The organism is Pseudomonas sp. B14(2017) (assembly GCF_002113255.1).
Taxonomy (GTDB): Bacteria; Pseudomonadota; Gammaproteobacteria; order Pseudomonadales; family Pseudomonadaceae; genus Aquipseudomonas; species Aquipseudomonas putida_Z.
In genome coordinates this window covers 1-19,190 of the sequence record NZ_NEJY01000028.1, presented here as the reverse complement: position 1 = coordinate 19,190, position 19,190 = coordinate 1, and the positions used below count along the sequence as shown (strand labels likewise).

15 protein-coding genes are annotated in these 19,190 nt (G+C 66.3%); 1 reads left to right on the top strand and 14 read right to left on the bottom strand.

Annotated elements, in window-relative coordinates:
* Positions 1-27: 27 nt before the first annotated feature.
* The 14 genes from CAG34_RS25210 to CAG34_RS25145 form a co-directional block, all read right to left on the bottom strand.
* The gene (locus tag CAG34_RS25210; RefSeq protein WP_025338749.1) at positions 28-1,131 is read right to left on the bottom strand and encodes a polyamine ABC transporter substrate-binding protein; all 1,104 of its coding nucleotides are present in this window, start codon (positions 1,129-1,131) and stop codon (positions 28-30) included.
* Between the two features lie 236 nt (positions 1,132-1,367).
* The gene (locus CAG34_RS25205) at positions 1,368-2,069 is read right to left on the bottom strand and encodes an NAD(P)H-dependent oxidoreductase (RefSeq protein WP_025338748.1); all 702 of its coding nucleotides are present in this window, start codon (positions 2,067-2,069) and stop codon (positions 1,368-1,370) included.
* Positions 2,070-2,112: 43 nt separating this feature from the next.
* Positions 2,113-3,528 carry an aldehyde dehydrogenase family protein gene (locus CAG34_RS25200; protein ID WP_085593078.1) on the bottom strand — a complete coding sequence of 472 codons (1,416 nt, stop codon included), beginning with the start codon at positions 3,526-3,528 and terminating at the stop codon, positions 2,113-2,115.
* Positions 3,521-4,711 (bottom strand): pyridoxal phosphate-dependent aminotransferase, encoded by a 1,191-nt coding sequence (locus tag CAG34_RS25195; RefSeq protein ID WP_085593076.1) that lies wholly within the window; start codon positions 4,709-4,711, stop codon positions 3,521-3,523. Before CAG34_RS25195 ends, CAG34_RS25200 begins: the two co-directional genes overlap by 8 nt.
* A 24-nt stretch (positions 4,712-4,735) precedes the next feature.
* On the bottom strand, positions 4,736-5,965 hold the full coding sequence (alr, locus tag CAG34_RS25190; protein ID WP_085593074.1) for an alanine racemase: 1,230 nt from the start codon (positions 5,963-5,965) through the stop codon (positions 4,736-4,738).
* Positions 5,966-5,999: 34 nt separating this feature from the next.
* Complete coding sequence (locus CAG34_RS25185) at positions 6,000-7,607, bottom strand: 5-guanidino-2-oxopentanoate decarboxylase (RefSeq protein WP_085593072.1); 1,608 nt, start codon at positions 7,605-7,607, stop codon at positions 6,000-6,002.
* Positions 7,600-9,717 (bottom strand): acetate--CoA ligase family protein, encoded by a 2,118-nt coding sequence (locus tag CAG34_RS25180; RefSeq protein ID WP_085593070.1) that lies wholly within the window; start codon positions 9,715-9,717, stop codon positions 7,600-7,602. The genes CAG34_RS25185 and CAG34_RS25180 overlap by 8 nt, the downstream gene beginning before the upstream one ends.
* A gap of 17 nt (positions 9,718-9,734) precedes the next feature.
* Positions 9,735-10,895 carry an acyl-CoA dehydrogenase family protein gene (locus CAG34_RS25175; protein ID WP_015270769.1) on the bottom strand — a complete coding sequence of 387 codons (1,161 nt, stop codon included), beginning with the start codon at positions 10,893-10,895 and terminating at the stop codon, positions 9,735-9,737.
* Positions 10,896-10,928: 33 nt separating this feature from the next.
* On the bottom strand, positions 10,929-11,723 hold the full coding sequence (locus tag CAG34_RS25170; protein WP_013973080.1) for an enoyl-CoA hydratase/isomerase family protein: 795 nt from the start codon (positions 11,721-11,723) through the stop codon (positions 10,929-10,931).
* A 355-nt stretch (positions 11,724-12,078) separates the two neighbouring features.
* Positions 12,079-13,485 carry an amino acid permease gene (locus tag CAG34_RS25165; protein ID WP_085593068.1) on the bottom strand — a complete coding sequence of 469 codons (1,407 nt, stop codon included), beginning with the start codon at positions 13,483-13,485 and terminating at the stop codon, positions 12,079-12,081.
* A 217-nt stretch (positions 13,486-13,702) separates the two neighbouring features.
* Complete coding sequence (locus CAG34_RS25160) at positions 13,703-15,955, bottom strand: ATP-binding protein (protein WP_085593066.1); 2,253 nt, start codon at positions 15,953-15,955, stop codon at positions 13,703-13,705.
* A complete protein-coding gene (locus CAG34_RS25155) occupies positions 15,952-16,728 on the bottom strand; it encodes an ABC transporter substrate-binding protein (RefSeq protein WP_085593063.1) in 777 nt (258 codons plus the stop codon). The genes CAG34_RS25160 and CAG34_RS25155 overlap by 4 nt, the downstream gene beginning before the upstream one ends.
* Complete coding sequence (locus CAG34_RS25150) at positions 16,725-17,441, bottom strand: response regulator (RefSeq protein ID WP_012271826.1); 717 nt, start codon at positions 17,439-17,441, stop codon at positions 16,725-16,727. The genes CAG34_RS25155 and CAG34_RS25150 overlap by 4 nt, the downstream gene beginning before the upstream one ends.
* 75 nt (positions 17,442-17,516) lie before the next feature.
* Complete coding sequence (locus tag CAG34_RS25145; RefSeq protein WP_015270774.1) at positions 17,517-18,161, bottom strand: TetR family transcriptional regulator C-terminal domain-containing protein; 645 nt, start codon at positions 18,159-18,161, stop codon at positions 17,517-17,519.
* Positions 18,162-18,263: 102 nt separating this feature from the next.
* On the opposite strand from CAG34_RS25145, the gene CAG34_RS25140 reads away from it, so the two are divergent.
* Positions 18,264-19,010: an enoyl-CoA hydratase gene (locus CAG34_RS25140; RefSeq protein ID WP_085593061.1), complete on the top strand. Its 747-nt coding sequence runs from the start codon at positions 18,264-18,266 to the stop codon at positions 19,008-19,010.
* Positions 19,011-19,190 lie beyond the last annotated feature (180 nt).

Genomic DNA, 19,190 nt, shown 5'->3' with positions numbered 1-19,190 from the left:
TCCTTGGCAGTGATCGTTGGGCAGTGTTCAGAAACCGGTCTTGACCGTGCTCCAGACCCGGGTGATGGCGCGCATGTCCTTCGGGCTCTGGGTTTTCTGCGCGAACAGGCGCTCGCGGGTTTGCGCGTCGGGGTAGATGGCCGGGTCCTGGCGGATCTCGTCGCGCACCAGCGCGGTGGCGGCGGCGTTGCTGTTGGCGTAGTGGATGTAGTCGGTGACCTTGGCCATGGTCTGCGGCTGCAGCAGGAACTCGATGAAGCGGTGGGCGTTGGCCGCGTGCGGCGCATCCTTGGGGATGTACAGGTTGTCGAACCAGATCAGCGAGCCTTCCTGGGGGATGAAGAACGACAGCTTGATGTCCTTCTTCGCTTCCACCGCGCGGGCCTGGGCGGTGGCGTAGTCGCCGGACCAGGTCAGGGCCAGGCAGACATCGCCGTTGGGCAGGCTGGTGAGGTAGTTGACCGAGTCGAACTTGCGAATGTACGGGCGAATGCCCAGCAGCAGTTGTTCGGCCGCCTTGAGGTCGGCCGGCGATGCGCTGCGTGGGTCCTTGCCCAGGTACTGCAGGGCCAGCGGGATGACTTCGGTCGGCGCGTCCATCAGGGTGACGCCACAGTCGGCGAAGCGCGAGACGATACTGGGGTCGAACAGCATGGCCAGCGAGCCGATGGGGGCATCGGGCATGCGCGCGGTGATCTTGTCGACGTTGTAGGTTACCCCCGAGCTGCCCCAGGTGTAGGGCGCCGAGTATTTCAGGCCGGGGTCGTAGCCTTGCAGGTTGTTCACCACCTGCTGGTCGAGGTTGTGCCAGCTGGGCAGTTGCTGCTTGTCCAGCGCCTGGAACACCCCGGCGCTGATCAGCGGGGGTACCAGGGAAGCGTTGAGCATGACCAGGTCGTAGCCGGAGCGGCCGGTGAGCAGTTTGGTCTGTACCGTTTCGTAGCCGTCGAAGGTGTCGTAGATGACCTTGATGCCGGTGGCCTTCTCGAAGTCGGCCAGGGTGGTTTCGCCGATGTAGTCGGTCCAGTTGTACAACCGCAACGTGTTACCGCTGTCCACCTCTGCCGCCTGGGCCAGGCTGGCGCCAGACGCCAGCAGCAGACCGCCAATCACCTTCAGTACCTTGCGCATGGCAACTCCATCGTGTGAGTGCTCGGGATCGAGCCGATGGGGGCACTATCGAGGGATTTGCCGAAGGGGGACATACCCCGAATGTGTGGGTGGTCGTTTTTTTGGCAGGTGAATTTTGTATGAAGGCCACAGGCCCAATCGCCGGCAAGCCAGCTCCCACAGGTCCTCCACAGTCCTGAAGCCCTGTGATTTCCCTGTGGGAGCTGGCTTGCCGGCGATTGGGCCAGAACAGTCAATCACGCCAGCGGGTAAAGCGCCTCATCAAACTGCTCAAGGCGCGGGAAAACCAGTGGCTGGTCGTCCGAGAGCTGCTCCAGGCGCTGCCGGTACTGCTGCAAAAACGCCTGCCGCGCCTCGTCACTGATGTACGGCACATGCCAGGCCACGAACGGCGGCAGCACCTCGAACCCCACGTAGGCCAGCGTGCCGCGCAAGATCGGCCGCAGCATGTCTTCCAGCGGCCCATGAATCGCCCCGTCGCCAAACATGTGCTCGCGCCCGCCCAGGGTCACGGTCACCAGCGCTTTCTTGCCCGCCAACCCGCCCTGGTCGTAGAAGCGCTTGCCGCCATAGCACACCCCCGACACCAGCACCCGGTCGATCCAGCCCTTGAGCATGGCCGGCGCCGAGAACCAGAAGATCGGGAAGTTCAGCACCAGCAAGTCCGCCCACAGCAGCTTGTCCAGCTCCTGCTGGATATCCGCGGCAATGGCACCACGCTTCACCCCCTGGCGCTGCTCCAGGGCATATACCAGGTATTCGGGGTTCTCGCGCTGGCTGAAGTCATCGGCACTGGCCACCGGGTTCCAGCCCATGGCGTACAGGTCGCTGACCTGCACCTGGTGGCCCTGGGCGCGGAAGGTTTCCACGGCCTGGTCACGCAGGGCAGCCGTGAACGATTGCGGCTCGGGGTGAGCGTGGACGATCAGTACATTCACAAACATTCTCCTCACACAAAACAGGTTGTCTTCCAGCTGTGGCTCAACACTGCACCGCTTTCACCTCGACGAACTCCGCCAGGCCCTCCTCGCCCCACTCGCGCCCGTTGCCCGACTGTTTGTAGCCACCAAACGGTGCCTGGTAGTTGAACCCGCCACCGTTGATGAAGCACTGCCCGGCGCGTATCTGCCGCGCCAGGGCCAGGCCGTGCTCGCGGCTACCGGCCCACACCGCGCTGGACAGGCCGAACGGCGAATCGTTGGCCAGGGCCAGCGCCTGGGCCTCGTCGGCATAGGGGATCAGGCACAGCACCGGGCCGAAGATTTCCTCCTGGGCGATGCGCATGCGGTTGTCGACATCGGCGAACAACGTCGGCGCCACGTAGAAGCCGCGCTCGAAGCCGGCCGGCGTATCACCGCCGCACAGCAGGCGCGCGCCCTCTTCCTGCCCCAGGCGAATGTAGTCGAGCACGGTGCGCCGCTGGCCTGCCGAACACATCGGCCCGAGGAAGCTGGCCGGGTCGCGCGGGTCGCCCATGACCAGCGCACGGGTCTCGGCCTCGGCAATCTCCAGCGCCTCGGCGTAGCGGCTGGCCGGCAGCAGCATGCGGGTCAAGGCCGTGCAGGTCTGCCCCGAGTTGATCATCACATCCTGCACGCCATGGCGCACCGCCGCGTGCAAGTCGGCGTCGGCGGTGATCAGCAGCGGCGACTTGCCGCCCAGCTCAAGGCACACCCGCTTCACCGTCGGCGCAGCCGCCTGGGCCACGCGCACCCCGGCGCCGGTGGAGCCGGTGAACGACACCATGTCCACCTGCGGGTGCCGGGCCAGGGCCTCGCCGACCTTGGCCCCCGGCCCGCTGACCAGGTTGAATACCCCGGCCGGCAGGCCGATGGCCTCGATCATCTCGGCCAGCAGGAACGCATGCAGCGGTGTTTCCTGGCTGGGCTTGACCACCACCGTGCAGCCGGCGGCCAGGGCCGGCGCCAGCTTGCCGATCATCTGGTGCAGCGGGTAGTTCCACGGGTTGATGAACGCGCACACGCCAACGGCCTCGCGGTACACCAGCGAGTTGCCGACTTCGCGCACCTCATCCATCAGCCCGGCCAGTTCGGCGTACTGCTCCAGCCCGGCAATCGGGCCCTCGACCTGTACCGCCTGGCACCACTGCACCGGCATGCCCAGCTCATCGGTGATGAGCGAGGCCATTTCCGCCGCACGGCTTTTCAGCTGTGCGGCCAGCGCCGTTATGAACCCGGCACGTACGCTGGACGGCGTGCGCGACCAGCCATCGAAGGCCCGCCGCGCAGCCATCACTGCCCGTTCGACATCGGCCTCGGCGCCCAGCGGCACGCGGCCGATGGCCTGTTCGGTGGCCGGGTCGATCACCTCGGCCATGCCCTGCCCGCTCGGTACCTGCCAGGCGCCGTCGATGTAAAGCCGCGCATACTCACGCATGGGCCTGCCCCTGCATCAGTGCGGCGGCGCAGCGGGCGATGCGCCGGCAAGCGTCGGCCAAGGCCTCGTCACCCAATACCAGGCCCAGGCGGATATGCCCGGCAGCGCTGGGGCCGAAGGCTTCGCCAGCGAGCACCGACACGCCCTGGCTGTCGAGCAGGCGATCGGCGAAGGCCTGGGCGCTGAGGCCGGTCTCACGGATGTCGACCATCACGAACATACCGCCATCGGGCTTGAGCACCTTGATGCCCGGGCAGTCGGCCAACTGCTCGCACACCAGGTCGCGACGCTGGCGATAGGCTTCGCGCATGACATCCAGTTCCGGGAGTTGTTGCTCCAGCGCCACCACGGCGGCGTCCTGGATGAAGTCCGGCGAGCCGTACAGCATGCACAGGGCGAGGTTTTCCAGGTGGGTGGCAAGCTCGGTCGAACCGACCACCCAGCCCATCCGCCAACCGGTCATGGCATGCGACTTCGACAGGCTGTTGAGGGTGGCGGTGCGCTCGGCCATGCCCGGCAGGCTGCCAGGGCTGACATGCTCGCCGTCGTACAACAGCTCGCTGTACACCTCATCGGAAATCAGCCACAGATCGTGGGCGATGCACAGCTCGGCCAGCGCTTCCCAGGTGGCGCGCGGCAGGCTCGCCCCCGAGGGGTTGTGCGGGCTGTTCAGGGCCAGGGCGCGGGTGCGCGGGGTGATGCGCGCGGCCACGTCACGCGGGCACACGCGAAAGCCGTTCTCCGGCTTGACCGGCACCGGCACCACCTTGGCGCCACAAGCCCCGAACACCGCCTCATAGGTCACGTACATGGGCTCGGCGACAATCACCTCGTCACCCGGGTCGAGCACGCACTGGGCCACGCAGTACAGCGCGCACTGGGCACCCGCCAGCACCGTCACCTGGTCGGCATCGACGGCCTGGCCGCTGCGCTGGCGGTGGCGGTTGGCAATGGCCTGGCGCAGCGCCAGCTTGCCGCGCACATCGGCGTAATGGGTGTGGCCCTCACGCAGGCTGTCGATGGCCGCCTCGACGATCGGCGCGGGGGTGTCGAAGTCCGGGTCACCCACCGACAGCAGCAGGATATCCTTGCCCTCGGCCTGCAGCGCCAGGGCGCGGTAGTGGATGTCCCAGGCCGCAGCCCCGTCGCCGGCGATGCGTTGAGTGAGCTTGGCGTAGCGCATGGCAATCTCCCTTCATTGGCGGTTTCAGTCGACGAGAATCTTCGGGTTGGAACTGCCCCATACGGTGTACAGGTCGGCGAGCAGCGCGCCGTTGATTTCTTCCATTTCGGCCTGGGTGATTTCACCCCCGGCCTGTTTGCCGAACAGCACCACTTCGTTGCCACCCTTCACATCGGGGAAGTCGGTGACATCGACCATCAACGTGTTCATCGACACCTTGCCCACCACCGGCACACGGTGGCCGTTGATCAGCACATGGCCCTTGTTGGTGAACACCCGGCGGTAGCCATCGGAGTAGCCGACGGTGATGTTCGCCAGGCGCGAATCACGCGCCAGGGTGAAGGTGCGGTCATAGCCGACGGTGTTGCCTGCCGGGTAGCTGTGCACCGCTGCCACGTGCGACTTGAACTGCATGGCACGTTGGTATTCGGTGTGCGTCGGCACGGTGTCGCCGAACAGCGCGCCGCCGGTGCGCACCATGTCCAGGCGCGCTTCCGGCACTTCCAGCGTAGCGAAGGAGTTGGCGGCGTGCAGGGTGAGCTTGCTGCGATCAAGTTTGGCGTGCTTGATCAGCCAGTCGGTCTGCTCGTTGAACGCTGCCAGGCCTTTGCGCACATCGTCCTTGTCTTCCACGGCGAAGTGAGTCATCAGCGCGACCAGCTCGAGGTGCTTCTGGTCGGTGATCTGCAGCGCTTCACCCCGGCCGGACCAGGTGGTCATTTCCACGCCGTTGCGGCTCATGCCACTGGAATTGAGCGCCATGTGAATGCGCAGGGTCTTGCCGTGGCGTTCGGCGATGGCATCGAGCTGGCGGGCGAACTCGGCGCTGCCGACCAGTTCTTCCATGTCGTACTGCAAGGCATCTTCCACTTCGCTGAGGCTGGCCAGGCGCACCCGCACCAGTTGCCCGGTGAAGCCGCTGGCGCGGACCACGCGGGCCTCCTCGTTGCTGGCCACTGCCACGCAAGGCACGCCCTGGGCGATGATCGACGGCATCACCAGGCCGATACCGTGGCCATAGGCGTCGGCCTTGAGCACGGCGCACAGCTTGGACTTGCCGCCCAGCTCGGCCTGCAAGGTACGGATGTTGTGTTGCAGCGCGCCGGCACTGATTTCGACCCAGGCGTTGCTGTTTTGCGCGGTCAGGGCGGCGGTGCCGTTGTCCATCGACAGGGGGGGTGCGGCGTACAGCGGGGCCTGGCCGGTGATCAGCAGAGCGAGGGATGCAGCCAGGAGGGTACGGCGAAATGGCATGGTGGTTTCTCTTGTTGTTCGTGGTGTCTGCGGCTTAGCAGACGCAGGTGTGTTTGAGTTCGATGAAGGTGACGCCGGGGGTGGCGAAACCGCTGGCCAGATCGGCCTGCAGCGCGTCCAGGTCACGCGGCTGGCGCACCGCGCAACCGAAGGCGCGGGCCAGGCCGATGAAGTCCGGATTGCGCGGCAGTACGCCGACCGGCTCGATGTCCAGGCCGAGCATGTCGTCGCGGATCTGGCCGAGGGCGTCATTGTTCCACAACAGCACGACCAGCGGCCGGTCCAGTTCCTCGACTGCCGTGGCCAGTTCCTGGGCGGTGTAGAGGAAGCCGCCGTCGCCTACCAGCACCAGACCTGGGCGGTGGTCACTGGCGAACATGCCGCCGATGCCGGCCGGCAGGCCGTAGCCGAGGGTGCCGTAGCCGGTGGGGTGCAGCCAGCTGCGCGGCGCCCGGCTGGCGAAGGCGTAGTTGCCGGTGTAGGCCAGCTGGGTCATGTCGCTGCTGATGAAGGCATCGTCGGGCAGCACGGCGGCAATGCGGTCGAGGATTGCCTGGTGCACGGCCTGCAGCGGCGCATGCCCGCTGCGAATGGCCTGGCGCAGGTTGGCTACGGCTTCGCTGGCCTGGGCCGGGTCACGGTCCAGCGCTGGCAGGTGCTCGAGCAGGCCGGCCAGGGTTTGCCGGGCATCACCGTGCAGGGCTATGGCACAGGGGTAGAAGTCGTTGAACTTGCGCGGGTCGATGTCCACGCGCAGCAGCTCGCCGCTGATCGGCAGGCGCTTGCGCCAGAAGTCGGTGTCGGCCATTTCGGTACCCACTGCCAGCACCACGTCGGCCTGGCTGATCAGCTGCCAGCCGGGCTCGACGCACAGGCTGGCGCCGGCATTCAGTGGCGCGTCCGCTGGCAGCAGGCCCTTGCCGGCCACGCTGGTGAACAATGGCGCTGCCAGCCGAGTGCTCAGCTGCTGCAGCTGCTCGGCCGCGTGCAATGCCCCACCACCGGCAATGATCATCGGGCGCTTGGCGGCGGCCAGCTTCACGGCGGCCTGGTCGAGGATGTCGCGGCACGGCTGGCCACGCCCGGGGCGGCGCACCACCTCATTGCTCCAGTCACGGCTGACCGGCGCGGCCAGTACATCCACCGGCACCGAGATGTGCACCGGGCGCGGCCGTTCGCTGTCGAACACGGCCCAGGCACGAGCGATCAGCTCGGGCAGGTCGTCGCCGCGCAGGGCCACGGCAGAGAACGCGGTAATCGGCGCGGTCATGGCGCGCTGGTCCTGGGTTTCGTGCAGGCAGCCCCAGCCCTTGCCCAGGCTGGCAGTGTGGTTGACGCTGGAAATCACCAGCATCGGGATGGAGTCGGCGTAGGCCTGGCCGATGGCGGTGGCGGCATTGGTCACGCCCGGGCCGGTGATGACGAAGCACACCCCCGGTTTGCCGCTTACCCGTGCATAGCCGTCGGCCATGAAGCCGGCGCCCTGCTCGTGGCGGGTCAGCACATGGCGGATGCCGCTGCCCGGCAGGCCGCGGTACAGCTCCAGGGTGTGCACGCCGGGGATGCCGAATACCGTCTCCACGCCGTAGTTGGCCAGCAGGCGCACCAACGCCTGGCCGGCGGTCGGGGTGTGCTTATTCATGTCGTTCTCCTTGCGCCTGGCCGAGGCGGATCAGCGCGTCGACCGCGGTGGTGCCATGGGCACCGACCATCAATGGGTTCACATCCAGCTCCAGCAGTTGCCCGGCGTTTTCGCAGGCGTAGTCGGCCACCGCGCGGATAGCCGCAACCAGTGCGTCGAGGTCGGCGGCCGGGCGGCCACGGAAGCCTTGCAGCAGGCTGGCACTGCGCAGGCCGAGCAGCGCGCTGCGGATGGCAGCGTCGGTGGTCGGCAGCAACAGGCTGACACTGTCCTTGAGCAACTCGACCAGCACGCCGCCGGCGCCGATCACCAGGGCCAGGGCGAAGTCGTGCTCGCGCTTGATACCAACGATCAGTTCGGCCAGCGGCGGCTCGGCCATCGGTTCGAGCAGCACCTGGTCGAACGCTACCTGCGGGGCGTAGGCGGCGATGCGCTGGCGCATCTGCACCAGCGCAACCTCGAGGGCGGCGGCATCGCGCAGGTTCAGCGCCACTGCACCGGCCTCGGTCTTGTGCGGCAGTTGCGCGCTGACCGCCTTCAGTACCAGCGGATAACCGACGCGGGCGGCATCTGCCACGGCGCGCTCGGGTGTGCTCAGCACCCCTGCCGGTACCGGCAGGCCGAAGGCACGCAGGGCTTGCTTGGATTGCCATTCGTCCAGCAGGTGGCTCTCGCCGCCAAGGGCCTGCGGGCACAGCGGCACCCGCGTGGCCTCACCCTGTTCCAGCAGCCGCTGGCGGTTGCGCTGGTAGGCGACGATGCGGCCCCAGGCTGCCAGGCCATCCTCCACGCCCTGCAGGGCGGCAATGCCACGCGCGTGCAAACGCTCGCGCGCGCAGGCGGGCAACAGCTCCGGGAATGCCGAGGTGACGAAGCCGATCTTGCCGTGGCGCTCCAGCGCATCGCAGTACAGCGCCAGCAGCAGGTCGCATTCCTTGCGTTCGCCGGTGAACGCCGCCGGGTAGTCCAGCACCAGCATGGCCGCGTCGGCTGCGCCGCTCAGGGTGCTGTCGAGCATGCGTTGCAGGGCCGCTGCATCACCCCAGATGGCAGTGGTGAAATCCAGCGGGTTGACCAGGTTGGCATAGGCCGGCAGCACCTCGGCCAACTGCGCCACCTGCCCTTGTGCGAGCTTCGGCAGGACCAGCTGGTTGCGCTCGGCATAGTCGGCGATCAAGCCGGCATCGCCACCGGAACAAGCCAGGGCGATCAGCTCGCCATTCACCGGCAGGCGGCCACAGGCGGCGGCCTTGAGGGTTTCGACGAAGCTCACCGGGCCGCTGACGCGGATCACGCCCAGGCGCTGGAACAGGCTGTCGTACAAGGCATCGGAGCCGGACAGCGAGCTGGTGTGGCTGAGCGCCAGTTCGGCGCCGATCTGCGACACGCCGGTCTTCAGCGCAATGATCGGCGTGCCCTGCTGCAATGCCTTGCAGGCGGCACGGGCGAAACCCGGCACGTTCTTCAAGCCTTCCAGATGCAGGCCGATGGCGGTTACCCGTGGGTCGTCGAGCAGCACGTCCATCAGCTCGGCCACGCCCAGTTGTGCCTGGTTGCCGACCGAGGCCATGTAAGCCACCGGCAGCGAACGGTCGCTCATCGACAGGTTGTAGGCGAAGTTGCCGCTCTGGGTGAGGATCGCCACGCCCTTCTCCACCTGCTGGCCACCATGGGCCACCGGCCACAACGCAGCGCCGTGCAGGTAATCGAGCAAGCCGTAGCAGTTGGGGCCGAGCAAGGCCATGTTGCCGGCGGCGGCGAGCAGGCGCTGCTGCAGCTGGCGGCCCTCTTCGCCGCTTTCGGCAAAGCCCGAGGCATAGCAGATGGCGCCACCGGCGCCGCGTGCGGCCAGCTCGGCAACGCACTGCAGGGTCAGTTCGCGGTTGGTGGCGATGAACACCGCATCCGGGGCATGGGGCAAGTCGGCCACCCGTGCTACACAGGGAATGCCTTCGAGGCTGTCATGCTGCGGGTTGACCAGCCACAGCTCGCCACCAAAGCCACCTTCGGCGCAGCGCTTGAGCGCCCGTGCCATGCTGCGCCCGCCGACGAAGGCCAGGTGCCGGGGGGCCAGCAGGCGCTTGAGGTTGTCACGAATCGAATGCGACATGGGTGTTCTCCTGGCGCTCAGCGCAGCAGCGGGCGCAGCAGTTCGCGGGCGATGATGTGCCGCTGGATTTCCGAGGTGCCTTCCCAGATGCGCTCGATGCGTGCGTTGCGCCAGATGCGCTCGACCGGGCCTTCATCCATCAGGCCCATGCCGCCGAATATCTGCACGGCTTCGTCGGCAACCTTGCCCAGCACCTCGCTGGCGAACAGCTTGGCCATGCCGGCCTCGCCGTCGGTCATGCTGCCCTGGTCCATCTTCCAGGCGGTGTGCAGGGTGAGCATTTCCGCAGCGCGAATCTGCGTGGCCATGTCGGCGAGCTTGAACGACACGCCCTGGTAGCTGCCGATGGCCTGGCCGAACTGCTTGCGGTCGGCGGCCCATTGCAGCGACAGGTCGAGGGCACGCTGGGCCTGGCCCACGCAGTTGGCGGCGACCATCACCCGGCCGGCGGTGAGCCAGGCGTTGGCCACCTCCCAGCCCTTGCCGACCTCGCCCAGCACCTTGCTGGCCGGCACCCGGCAGTCGTCGAAGAACAGCTCGTAGGTGTGGTAGCCACGGTTGCTCACGCACTTGGGGCCACGGCGGATGGTCATGCCCGGCGTGCCCCGGTCGACCAGGAAGGCGGTTACCGCATTGCGCTTGCGCCCGTTGTGCTCGTAGGTATCGGTGACGGCGAAGACGATGGCGAAATCGGCGTGGCCGGCATGGCTGATGAAGTGCTTGCTGCCGTTGATGACGAAGTCGTCACCCTGGCGCACGGCACGGGTCTTGATGGCGTTGGCATCGGAGCCGGCGCCCGGCTCGGTGAGGGCGAAGCAGTCGATCTTCTCGCCCTGCACGCAGGGCAACAGGTAGTCGTTGATCTGCTCGTCCTTGCAGGCCATGAGGATTTTCGATGGCCGCGCGACGAACACGTGCAGGGCCCAGGACACCTTGGACAGTTCGCGCTCGATAAGCGCCTGGGACAGATAGTCCAGGCCACCGCCGCCGACCTCCTCGGGCATGTTGAAGGCATAGAACCCGGCGGCGATGGCCTTGCCGCGGATCTGCGCAGCCAGCTCGGGCGACACGGCATCGGCGCGGTCCACTGCCTCCTCATGGGGCAGCAGCTCCTTGGCGACAAAGCTGCGTACCGCTTCCACCAACATTTCTTGTTCTTGGGTCAGTTGGAAATTCATCTGCGAAGGTCCTGGTGAGGGTCGGTTATCGGGTTACTGGCCAGTGAAACGGGGGGCGCGGCGTTCCACCGAGGCTTGCAGCGCCTCGGCACCGTCCTGGCTGCGGCCGCACAGCAGGCCGGCCTGGCGCTCGGCCTCCAGCTGCTCGGCCAGGGTGCGCCGGGCGCCGTCGCGGATCAGCCGCTTGGTCTGCGCGTAGGCGAAGGTAGGGCCATTGGCCAGGCGCCCGGCCAGCTCGGCGGCCACGGCGGGCAGCTGCTCGTCGGCACAGACTTCGCTGACCAGCCCGGCCGCCAGGGCACGCTCGGCACCCCACAGTTCATCGAGGAACAACAGACGCTTGGCCTGCTCGCTGCCGATCAGCCGTGGCAGGTGCCAGCTGGCACCGGCGTCGGGGCTGTAACCCATGCTGGTGTAGCCGGCCTTGAAGCGCGCCGAGGCCGCGGCGATGCGCAGGTCGCAGCACAGGCTGAGGTCCATGCCACCGCCCACGGCGGTGCCGTTGATGGCAGCGATGGTGGGCTTGTCGAGGCTGTGCAGGCGCAACATCAGGGCGTGGGCGGTTTCGGTCCAGCCGTAGCTTTCCAGGGTGCCCTGGGCCTCGGCCGCGGCCCATTCGGCCAGGTCGGCACCGGCGCAGAAGCTGCGCCCGCTGCCGGTCAGCACCACCACGCGCACGGTCGGGTCGCTGTTGCAGGTTTCCAGCAGGGCGTGCAGTTGCTTGAGGGTGGGGATGTCCAGCGCGTTGCGCTGCTCGGGGCGGTTGAGGGTGATCCAGGCAACGCCGGCTTCGACCTTGCTCAACAGTGACGACGACGGGGTGGTCATGGGGGGCCTCGGTGTTGTTGTGATGGTTTGAGAGGGCTTGATGAGGGAGATACTAAACGAGTGTTCAACAAGGCGGCAATTGGGTGGGGATTGGGCTGTAACAACGCCTAAAAACGATATATGTCGTTGTTTTTATTATTTTTATTTGTTGTATCAAGATTGAGGTAGGAGGTGGATGTTACAACTTTGTACAACTGACGGATTGCTGGGGGCGCTTTGCGCCCCATCGCGACACAAGGCCGCTCCTACAGGGGAATCGCGCATAGGCCCGGCCTCGCGCGATCTCTTGTAGGAGCGGCCTTGTGTCGCGATGGGCCGCAAAGCGGCCCCGGCAATCTTCAGCCCAACACCCGAATCAAACCCCTGGCACGCTCGGCTCGAAAGCCCCCTGCCGACGGCGGTTGACGAAGAAGTACGCCGCGTAGCACAGGGCAATGAAGCCAAAGCCCCAGTACAACGACGGCCGCTGGGTTTCATCCAGCGCCAGGAACACGAACAGCGAGCTGCACAGGGTGATACACAGCAGCGGCACCAGCGGGTACAGCGGCGCCTTGTACTTCAGGTCCTGCAGTTGCCCACCGTCACGCAGGTAAACTTTGCGGAAGCGGTACTGCGCCAGGGCGATGACGATCCAGGTCACGGTGCCGGACATGCCACTCACCGCCATCAACACCATGAACAGGGTGTCGGCGGCAATGAAACTGGTCATCAGCGAGATCAGCGCAAAGCACAGGGTGATGCTCAGCGCCCGCAACGGCACGCCACGCTTGCTCAGTGGCGACAGGCTTTTCGGCGCCATGCCGCTCTTCGACATGGCCCAGAGGATGCGCGTGGAGGCATACAGCCCGGAGTTGCCCACCGAGAGGATGGCGGTGAGGATGACGAAGTTCATCAGGTCGGCGGCAAAGGGAATACCGACCATGTCGAACACCTGCACGAACGGGCTTTCCATCAGCCCGGCCTGCTCGAACGGCACGATGGCCGAGAGCACGGCAATCGCCAGCACGTAGAAGATCAGCACGCGGAACACCACGTTGCGCACGGCCCGTGGGATGCTCTTTTCCGGGTGCTCGGTCTCGCCGGCCGCCACCCCCATGATTTCACAGCCCTGGAAGGCATAGACCACGGTCATCATCACCGCGAACACCGCCGACAGGCCATGGGGGAACAGCGACTCGCCCACCAGGTTGTCCAGCATCGGTGCCGGCGCCCCGCTGCTCAGCGGGATGGCGCCGAAGATCACCAGCAGGCCGATGATGATGAAGCCGAGGATGGTCGCCACCTTGATCCCCGAGAACCAGTACTCCGCCTCGCCGAAGGCACGGGTGGCCAGGGCGTTGAGGCCGAACAGCACGACCACGAACAGCGCCGACCAATACCAGATCGGCACCTCCGGGAACCAGCGGGTCATCAGCATGCCGGCGGCGGTGAACTCCAGGCCCACGGTGGTGGCCCAGCTCATCCAGTACACCCAGCCGATCATGAAGCCGGTGGCCGGGCCGATGAACTTGGTGGCGTGGGCCTGGAACGAACCGGACACCGGCATCTGCACCGACAGCTCGCCTAGGCAGACCATCACCAGGTACATCAGCAAACCCGCGACCAGGTAGGCCAGGATCGCGCCTATCGGGCCGCCCTGGTTGATGGTCACGCCCGAGCCCATGAACAGCCCGGTGCCGATCACCCCGCCCAGCGAGAGCATGAAGATGTGCCGGCTTTTCAGCGCGCGGGTGAGCTGGATCTTTTCGCGGTTGTCAGTCATGGCGCACCTCGCCTTTGCGGCTGGTGCCAGGCCGCGCGGGGGTGCCGCGCGGTGTGGTAGGAAGGAGGGGCTGAGCGCTACGGCATGTCATTATTCTTGTCTCCAATAAGCCTCATGGACCGCGTGCAACACGGTTGCCATGGATTATTGGAAACGGATGTAAGGTGCCGTTGTACGAACGGATCGAAGATGTAAAAAGTCGTAAGTTTTTTGTACGTCAGCTCTGGATCAACTGTTCCAGGGTGGCGCGGGCCTGGGCAAGCTCGGTGGCCAGCGGCGCGCCGAGCGCTTTCAATGCCTGTTCGTCATGCTGCCGGGCAGCGTCCTCAAGGCGTCGCAACAACGCAGCCAGGCCAGAAAAACCCAGGGAGTCGCAACTGCCGGCCAGGCGGTGGGCCAGGTGCAGCACTTCGGTAAAGTCCTGGGCCGGCAGCGCCTCGGCCAACGCGGTGGCGTGCTGCTCCAGCGACTGGCGCAGCACCTTCAACAGGCCTTGCAGCTTCTGTTCACCCAGCAGCGAGCGGTGGGTGTCCAGCAATGACCAGTCCATTGTCGCGTCGACGCCCGCCACTTCAGCGGGCGCCGCTTCGGCCAGCGCCCGGCGCAGGTTGTCCAGCCGCAGGGGCTTGGCCAGCACTCCCTGCATGCCGGCATCCAGGTACCCTGGCACTTGCCCCGGTTGCACGCCAGCCGTCAGTGCCAGGATCCGGCTGTGGCGGTTCGGCCCGGGCGTGGCACGCAGTTGCCGGCACAGTTCCACCCCGCTCATGCCGGGCAGGTGCACATCGAGCAGGATCAGGTCGAAGCGCCGCTGTGCGCAGGCCTGCAGGGCTTGCCCGGCGTCCTCGGCAAAGCTCACCCGGTGGCCATCGCGCAGCAGCAACCCACCGGCCACCTCGCGGTTCAATGCCACGTCCTCGACTACCAGGATATCCAGGCTGGCCAGGGGCGAAGGGGCTGGTGAGTTGGCCTGCACTGGCTGCCCGCGAGCCATGTCGAGTTCGAACCAGAAGCAACTGCCCTGCCCTTGCACGCTGTCCAGGCCAATGCAGCCCCCCAGTTTTTCCACCAGGTGCTTGCAGATCGCCAGGCCCAGGCCGGTGCCGCCGTAGCGCCGGGCCACCGCCTCGCTGGCCTGGACGAAGCGGTCGAAGACCCTGGCCTGCACAGCCGGCTCGATGCCGATGCCATTGTCGCTGACCGACACCCGCACGCGCTGCGAGCCCTGGTCACTGGCCAGTACCTGCACCGCAAGCCGCACCTGGCCGTGTTCGGTGAACTTGATGGCGTTGGCCAGCAGGTTGCTGAGCACCTGGCGCAGGTACTGTTCGGCACCGTGCTGGTACTCGGCCAATTGCTCGTCGATGTCCAGCTGCAGGGCGTCGCCATTGTCCCTGGCCATGGGTTCGAGCAGCGCCAGCACTTCCTGGCACAACTGGCGTAGCGAAAAACCGACCAGCTCGGCGCGGCTTTCGCCCTCCTCGAGCCGGGCGAAATACAGCACTTCGTTGAGAATCGCCAGCAGCCCCTCGCCGGCCTTGTACAAGGCCTCGACGCGCTGGCGGTCGGCCGCCTCCAGCCGGCCGCCGCGCAGCAGCTCGGCCATGCCGAGAATGCCGTTGAGCGGTGTGCGCAGCTCATGGCTCATGGTCGCCAGGAAGCGTGACTTGGCCAGGTTGGCGGCTTCGGCCTCGTCCTTGGCCCGGGCCAGGCTGGCGGTGCGCCGCTCGACCATGGCCTGCAGTTCGTCGCGCTTGTCCTGCAACGCCAGGCGGTCGCGCTCGCGGCGCTCGATGTCACTGAGGATGGCGCGGCGCATGTCATCCAGGGCATTGGCCACGGTGTCGATCTCGTCCGGGCGCGTCGACGGCCGGCGCCCCAGGCGCAAAGGTTCCTGCCACTGGCCGGCACCAATACGCCGGGCGAACTCGGCCATCACTTGCAGGTGGCGGGTGACCAGGCGGTAGAACAGCCCCGACAGCGCCACCGCCAGGCCACACAGGAACACGCCCATCCACAGCAGGCTGGCAAGGCCAGTGGCATACAGGCGCCTGTGCACCGCGCCCAGGTCGATGCTCACTTCCAGCTCGCCCAGGTGCCTGGCCGGCCCCGAGGGCGGCTGGTAATCGAGGGGGAAGCGTTCGATGCGCAGCGGCCCCTTGGGCTCGGCGGCGCCGCGCAGCAGCTGGAAATCGTCGCTGACCAGGCGCACCCGGGCAACATCGGAAAAGTCCACCAGACCGCGCAGTTGTGTATCCAGCTGTGCCTCGTCCAGGTCCCACAGGCTGCGCTCCAGGCTGGCCAGGTAACCGGCGCGGATCAACGCCATGCGCGCCTCGATATCGCGCATCTCGCGGCGGTATTCGAAGTACAGCTGCACCGAGCTGGCCAGCACGGTGAAGCACAGGCTGAACAGCAAAATGAACAGCAGCAGGCGGCGCAGCAAGCCATCGGTGTGCAGGCGGATCATCGGGAGTCCGCCGGCAGGTTGACCATGTCGCGGTAGGTCACTTCGCTCTGCTCCAGCCAGCGCTCGATCTCGCCGGCCTGGTTCATGCGCAGCAACTGCGCGTCGATTTCGTCCATATACTGGCTCAAGGGCGATTGCCGTGATATCGCAACGCGCAGGTAGTCCACGCTCAGGGCCGTGGGCAATACGCGGATGTCCTGCGCCCCGGGCAGGTTTTCGATGAACAGCTGGCCGGTGCGCCGCTCCTGGATCACGTAGTCGATGCGCCCACGGATCAGCTTGCCGAAGTTCTGCTGGCTGGACGACACCCGTTCGATGTTCTGGTGGCGGGCGACGAAGCGGTCGAAATCGGCGCCGTAGCTTTCGCCGTACAGCAGGCCACCACGGTAGCTGGCCAGGTCCTCCAGGCGCTGGAACTGCACTGGCCGCAGGCGGTTGTAGAACACCGCCACTTCCTCACGCACCACCGGCACCGTGGAAAAGCGCATGCGTTGGTCACGCTGGTCGCTGTTGTAGGCCAGCACCACGTCCACCCGCCCGGCGGCGGCGTCCATCAGGCAGCGCTTCCAGTTACCCAGCACCACGGTCTGCACTTCGTAGCCCATGCGCGCGAACAGCTCTCGCACCACGGTGGGGGCCAGGCCACGCACCTGGTGGCCGTCACTCCAGGAAATCGGCGGGTACACCGGGTAGTCGCAATAGCGCACCGGCTGCTTTGCACTGGCTTGCACGGCGAACAATGCCAAGGCCAGCACCCAGGCGCTGCGGGTCATGCCGCCACGCTGGCGGTGAACAGGTAGCCGGTGCCGTGAATGGTGATGATCAGCTGGGGCTCGGCCGGGTCGTCGTGCAGCTTGCGCCGCAGGCGGCCGACCAGCACGTCGATGGAGCGGTCGTTGGGCACCCACTCGCGGTTGCGGATCTGGTCCATCAACTGGTCGCGGCTGAGGGTGTGGCCGCTGTTGCGCAGGAACACGCTGAGCAACTGGAACTCGCCATGGGTCAGCAGGGTTTGCCCGCCACGGGCGTCGATCAGGCGCCGGCGGTCGGTGTCCAGCGCCCAGTCGGCGAACTGCTTCAGCGATTGCGCGCAGGCCGGCGCCGGGTGCACCTCGCGGGCATGGCGCACGCGGCGGATCAGGTTCTTGGCGCGGGATACCAGTTCGCGGGGGTTGAGCGGCTTGATCACGTAGTCGTCGGCGCCGCATTCCAGGCCGACGATACGGTCGATGTCGTCGTTGCGGCCGGTGATGAGGATGATGCCGACCTCCGAACGTACCCGCAGCTCGCGGGTCAGGGTGAGGCCGTCCTTGCCGGGCAGGCGGATGTCCAGCAGCACCAGGTCGACATCCTGGCTGCCGAGCAGGGCTTCGGCCTTTTCCGCGGTGTCGGCGCAGTGCACGTCATAGCCTTCCTGGGACAGATAGGCCTGCAGCAAGTCACGAATAAGCGGATCGTCATCGACGATCAATACCCGAGGCGTCATTGCGTGTCGTCTCTTTTTTTTATTGGTTTGTTCTACACACTCGCGACAGCAGCGTACTCGTTACTGAACAGGCGATCAACAGCCCTCCGGCAGGCTGAAGCGGCGCCGGCCACCGGCCTGCAGGCCATCGACCCAGGCCTCGCAGATCAGCACGCCCTGCTCGGGGGTGAAGGTACCGGGGTTGAGCCCCGACTCCAGCCACAGGCCATCGAGCAATGCGCTCAGGCTGATGGCTGCCAGGTCGGCATCGAAGCCCTGCCAGCCCTCCTCCCCGGCCAGCGTGGCCAGCAGCCCGCTCAGTTCATTGCGGTATTCGCCATAGGAATGGTCATGCACCTGGTTGATCGCATCGGCGGTCTTCACCGCGCCCCAGAACGCCAGCCAGGCGTCGAGCAATTGCGGGTCGAGCAGCTCGGCGCAGAACGAGGCGCGGAAGAACGCCGACAACCGCTCGCGGGCATTGGGCGCGGCCTGGGCCATGGCCTCGCGCAGCAGGCCCATCACCCGGCCGGTGACCGCCATGTAGGCTTCGGCCACCAGCTCATCCTTGCCGGCGTAGTGATGGCTGATCAACCCGACCGAGACCCCGGCCTCGGCCGAAATCTTGCGGATCGACGCGCCCTGGAAGCCATGGCGCTTGAGGCATACCAGGGTCGCCTCGACCAGGTTGGCTTTGCGCAATTCCGGCAGCATGCGGTGGTAGCGGGCTTCCTGGTTCATCGACGGCTCTCGGGCTAGGGGCTGGACTGAACGACTGTACAACAAGCCGGACTGCGTGATAAACCCTTGGCACCCATGCCCACAACAACAAAAGCGGCTGCCATGAACGACCTGATCACACGTGACCTGGACCAGGGCCTGCTGACCCTGACCTTCAACCGCCCCGACAAGCTCAATGCCTTGAACACCGCCATGTACCAACAGCTGGGCGACCTGCTGCTGGCGGCAGGTGAAGACCCTGATGTCGAAGCCATCATCATCACCGGTGGGCCGCACTGCTTCAGCGCCGGCAATGACTTGCGCGACTTCCTCGACAACCCGCCCGCCGACCTGGACAGCCCGGTGTTCCGCCTGATGCGGGTGGTGATGGGCCTGGACAAACCGCTGATTGCCGCGGTCAGTGGTGCGGCGATAGGTATTGGTGCCACCTTGCTGTTGCATTGCGATCAGGTGCTGGTCAGCCGTACGACCAAGCTGCGCATCCCTTTCGCGCCGTTGGGCGTGTGCCCGGAGTTTGGTTCCAGCCTGCTGCTGCCGCGTTTGCTTGGCCATGCCCGGGCGGCTCGCCTGCTGCTGGCAAACGAGTTGCTTGATGGCGAACGGATGGTGGCCTGGGGGCTGGCCAATGAACTGCATGAAGACGGTGAGCAGTGCCTGGCTGCTGCCCGGCGCCTGGCGCGGCAGCTGCAAGGCTACCCGCAGGCGGCGCTGCGCATCAGCAAGCGGCTGCTCAAGGACGGCCAACGGGCCGAGCTTGAGGCGACAGTGGCGCGGGAAAGCCGGTTGTTCATCGAGTGCTTGCGCACTGAAGAAGCGCGAGCGGTGTTGCGAGGGTTGATCAAAGATTGAAACCCAGGGGCCGCGTTGCGGCCCATCGCCGGCAAGCCAGCTCCCACCTCGACTGCATCGGCCTCAAGCCTTGTGCAGTACCTGGACTGCCCCCAAGAAGTTGGACACCAATCCAACCCTTGGGGGATCTATGGGTAAATACACAGAGCAGTTCAAGCTCACCGCTATCACCGCTTACCT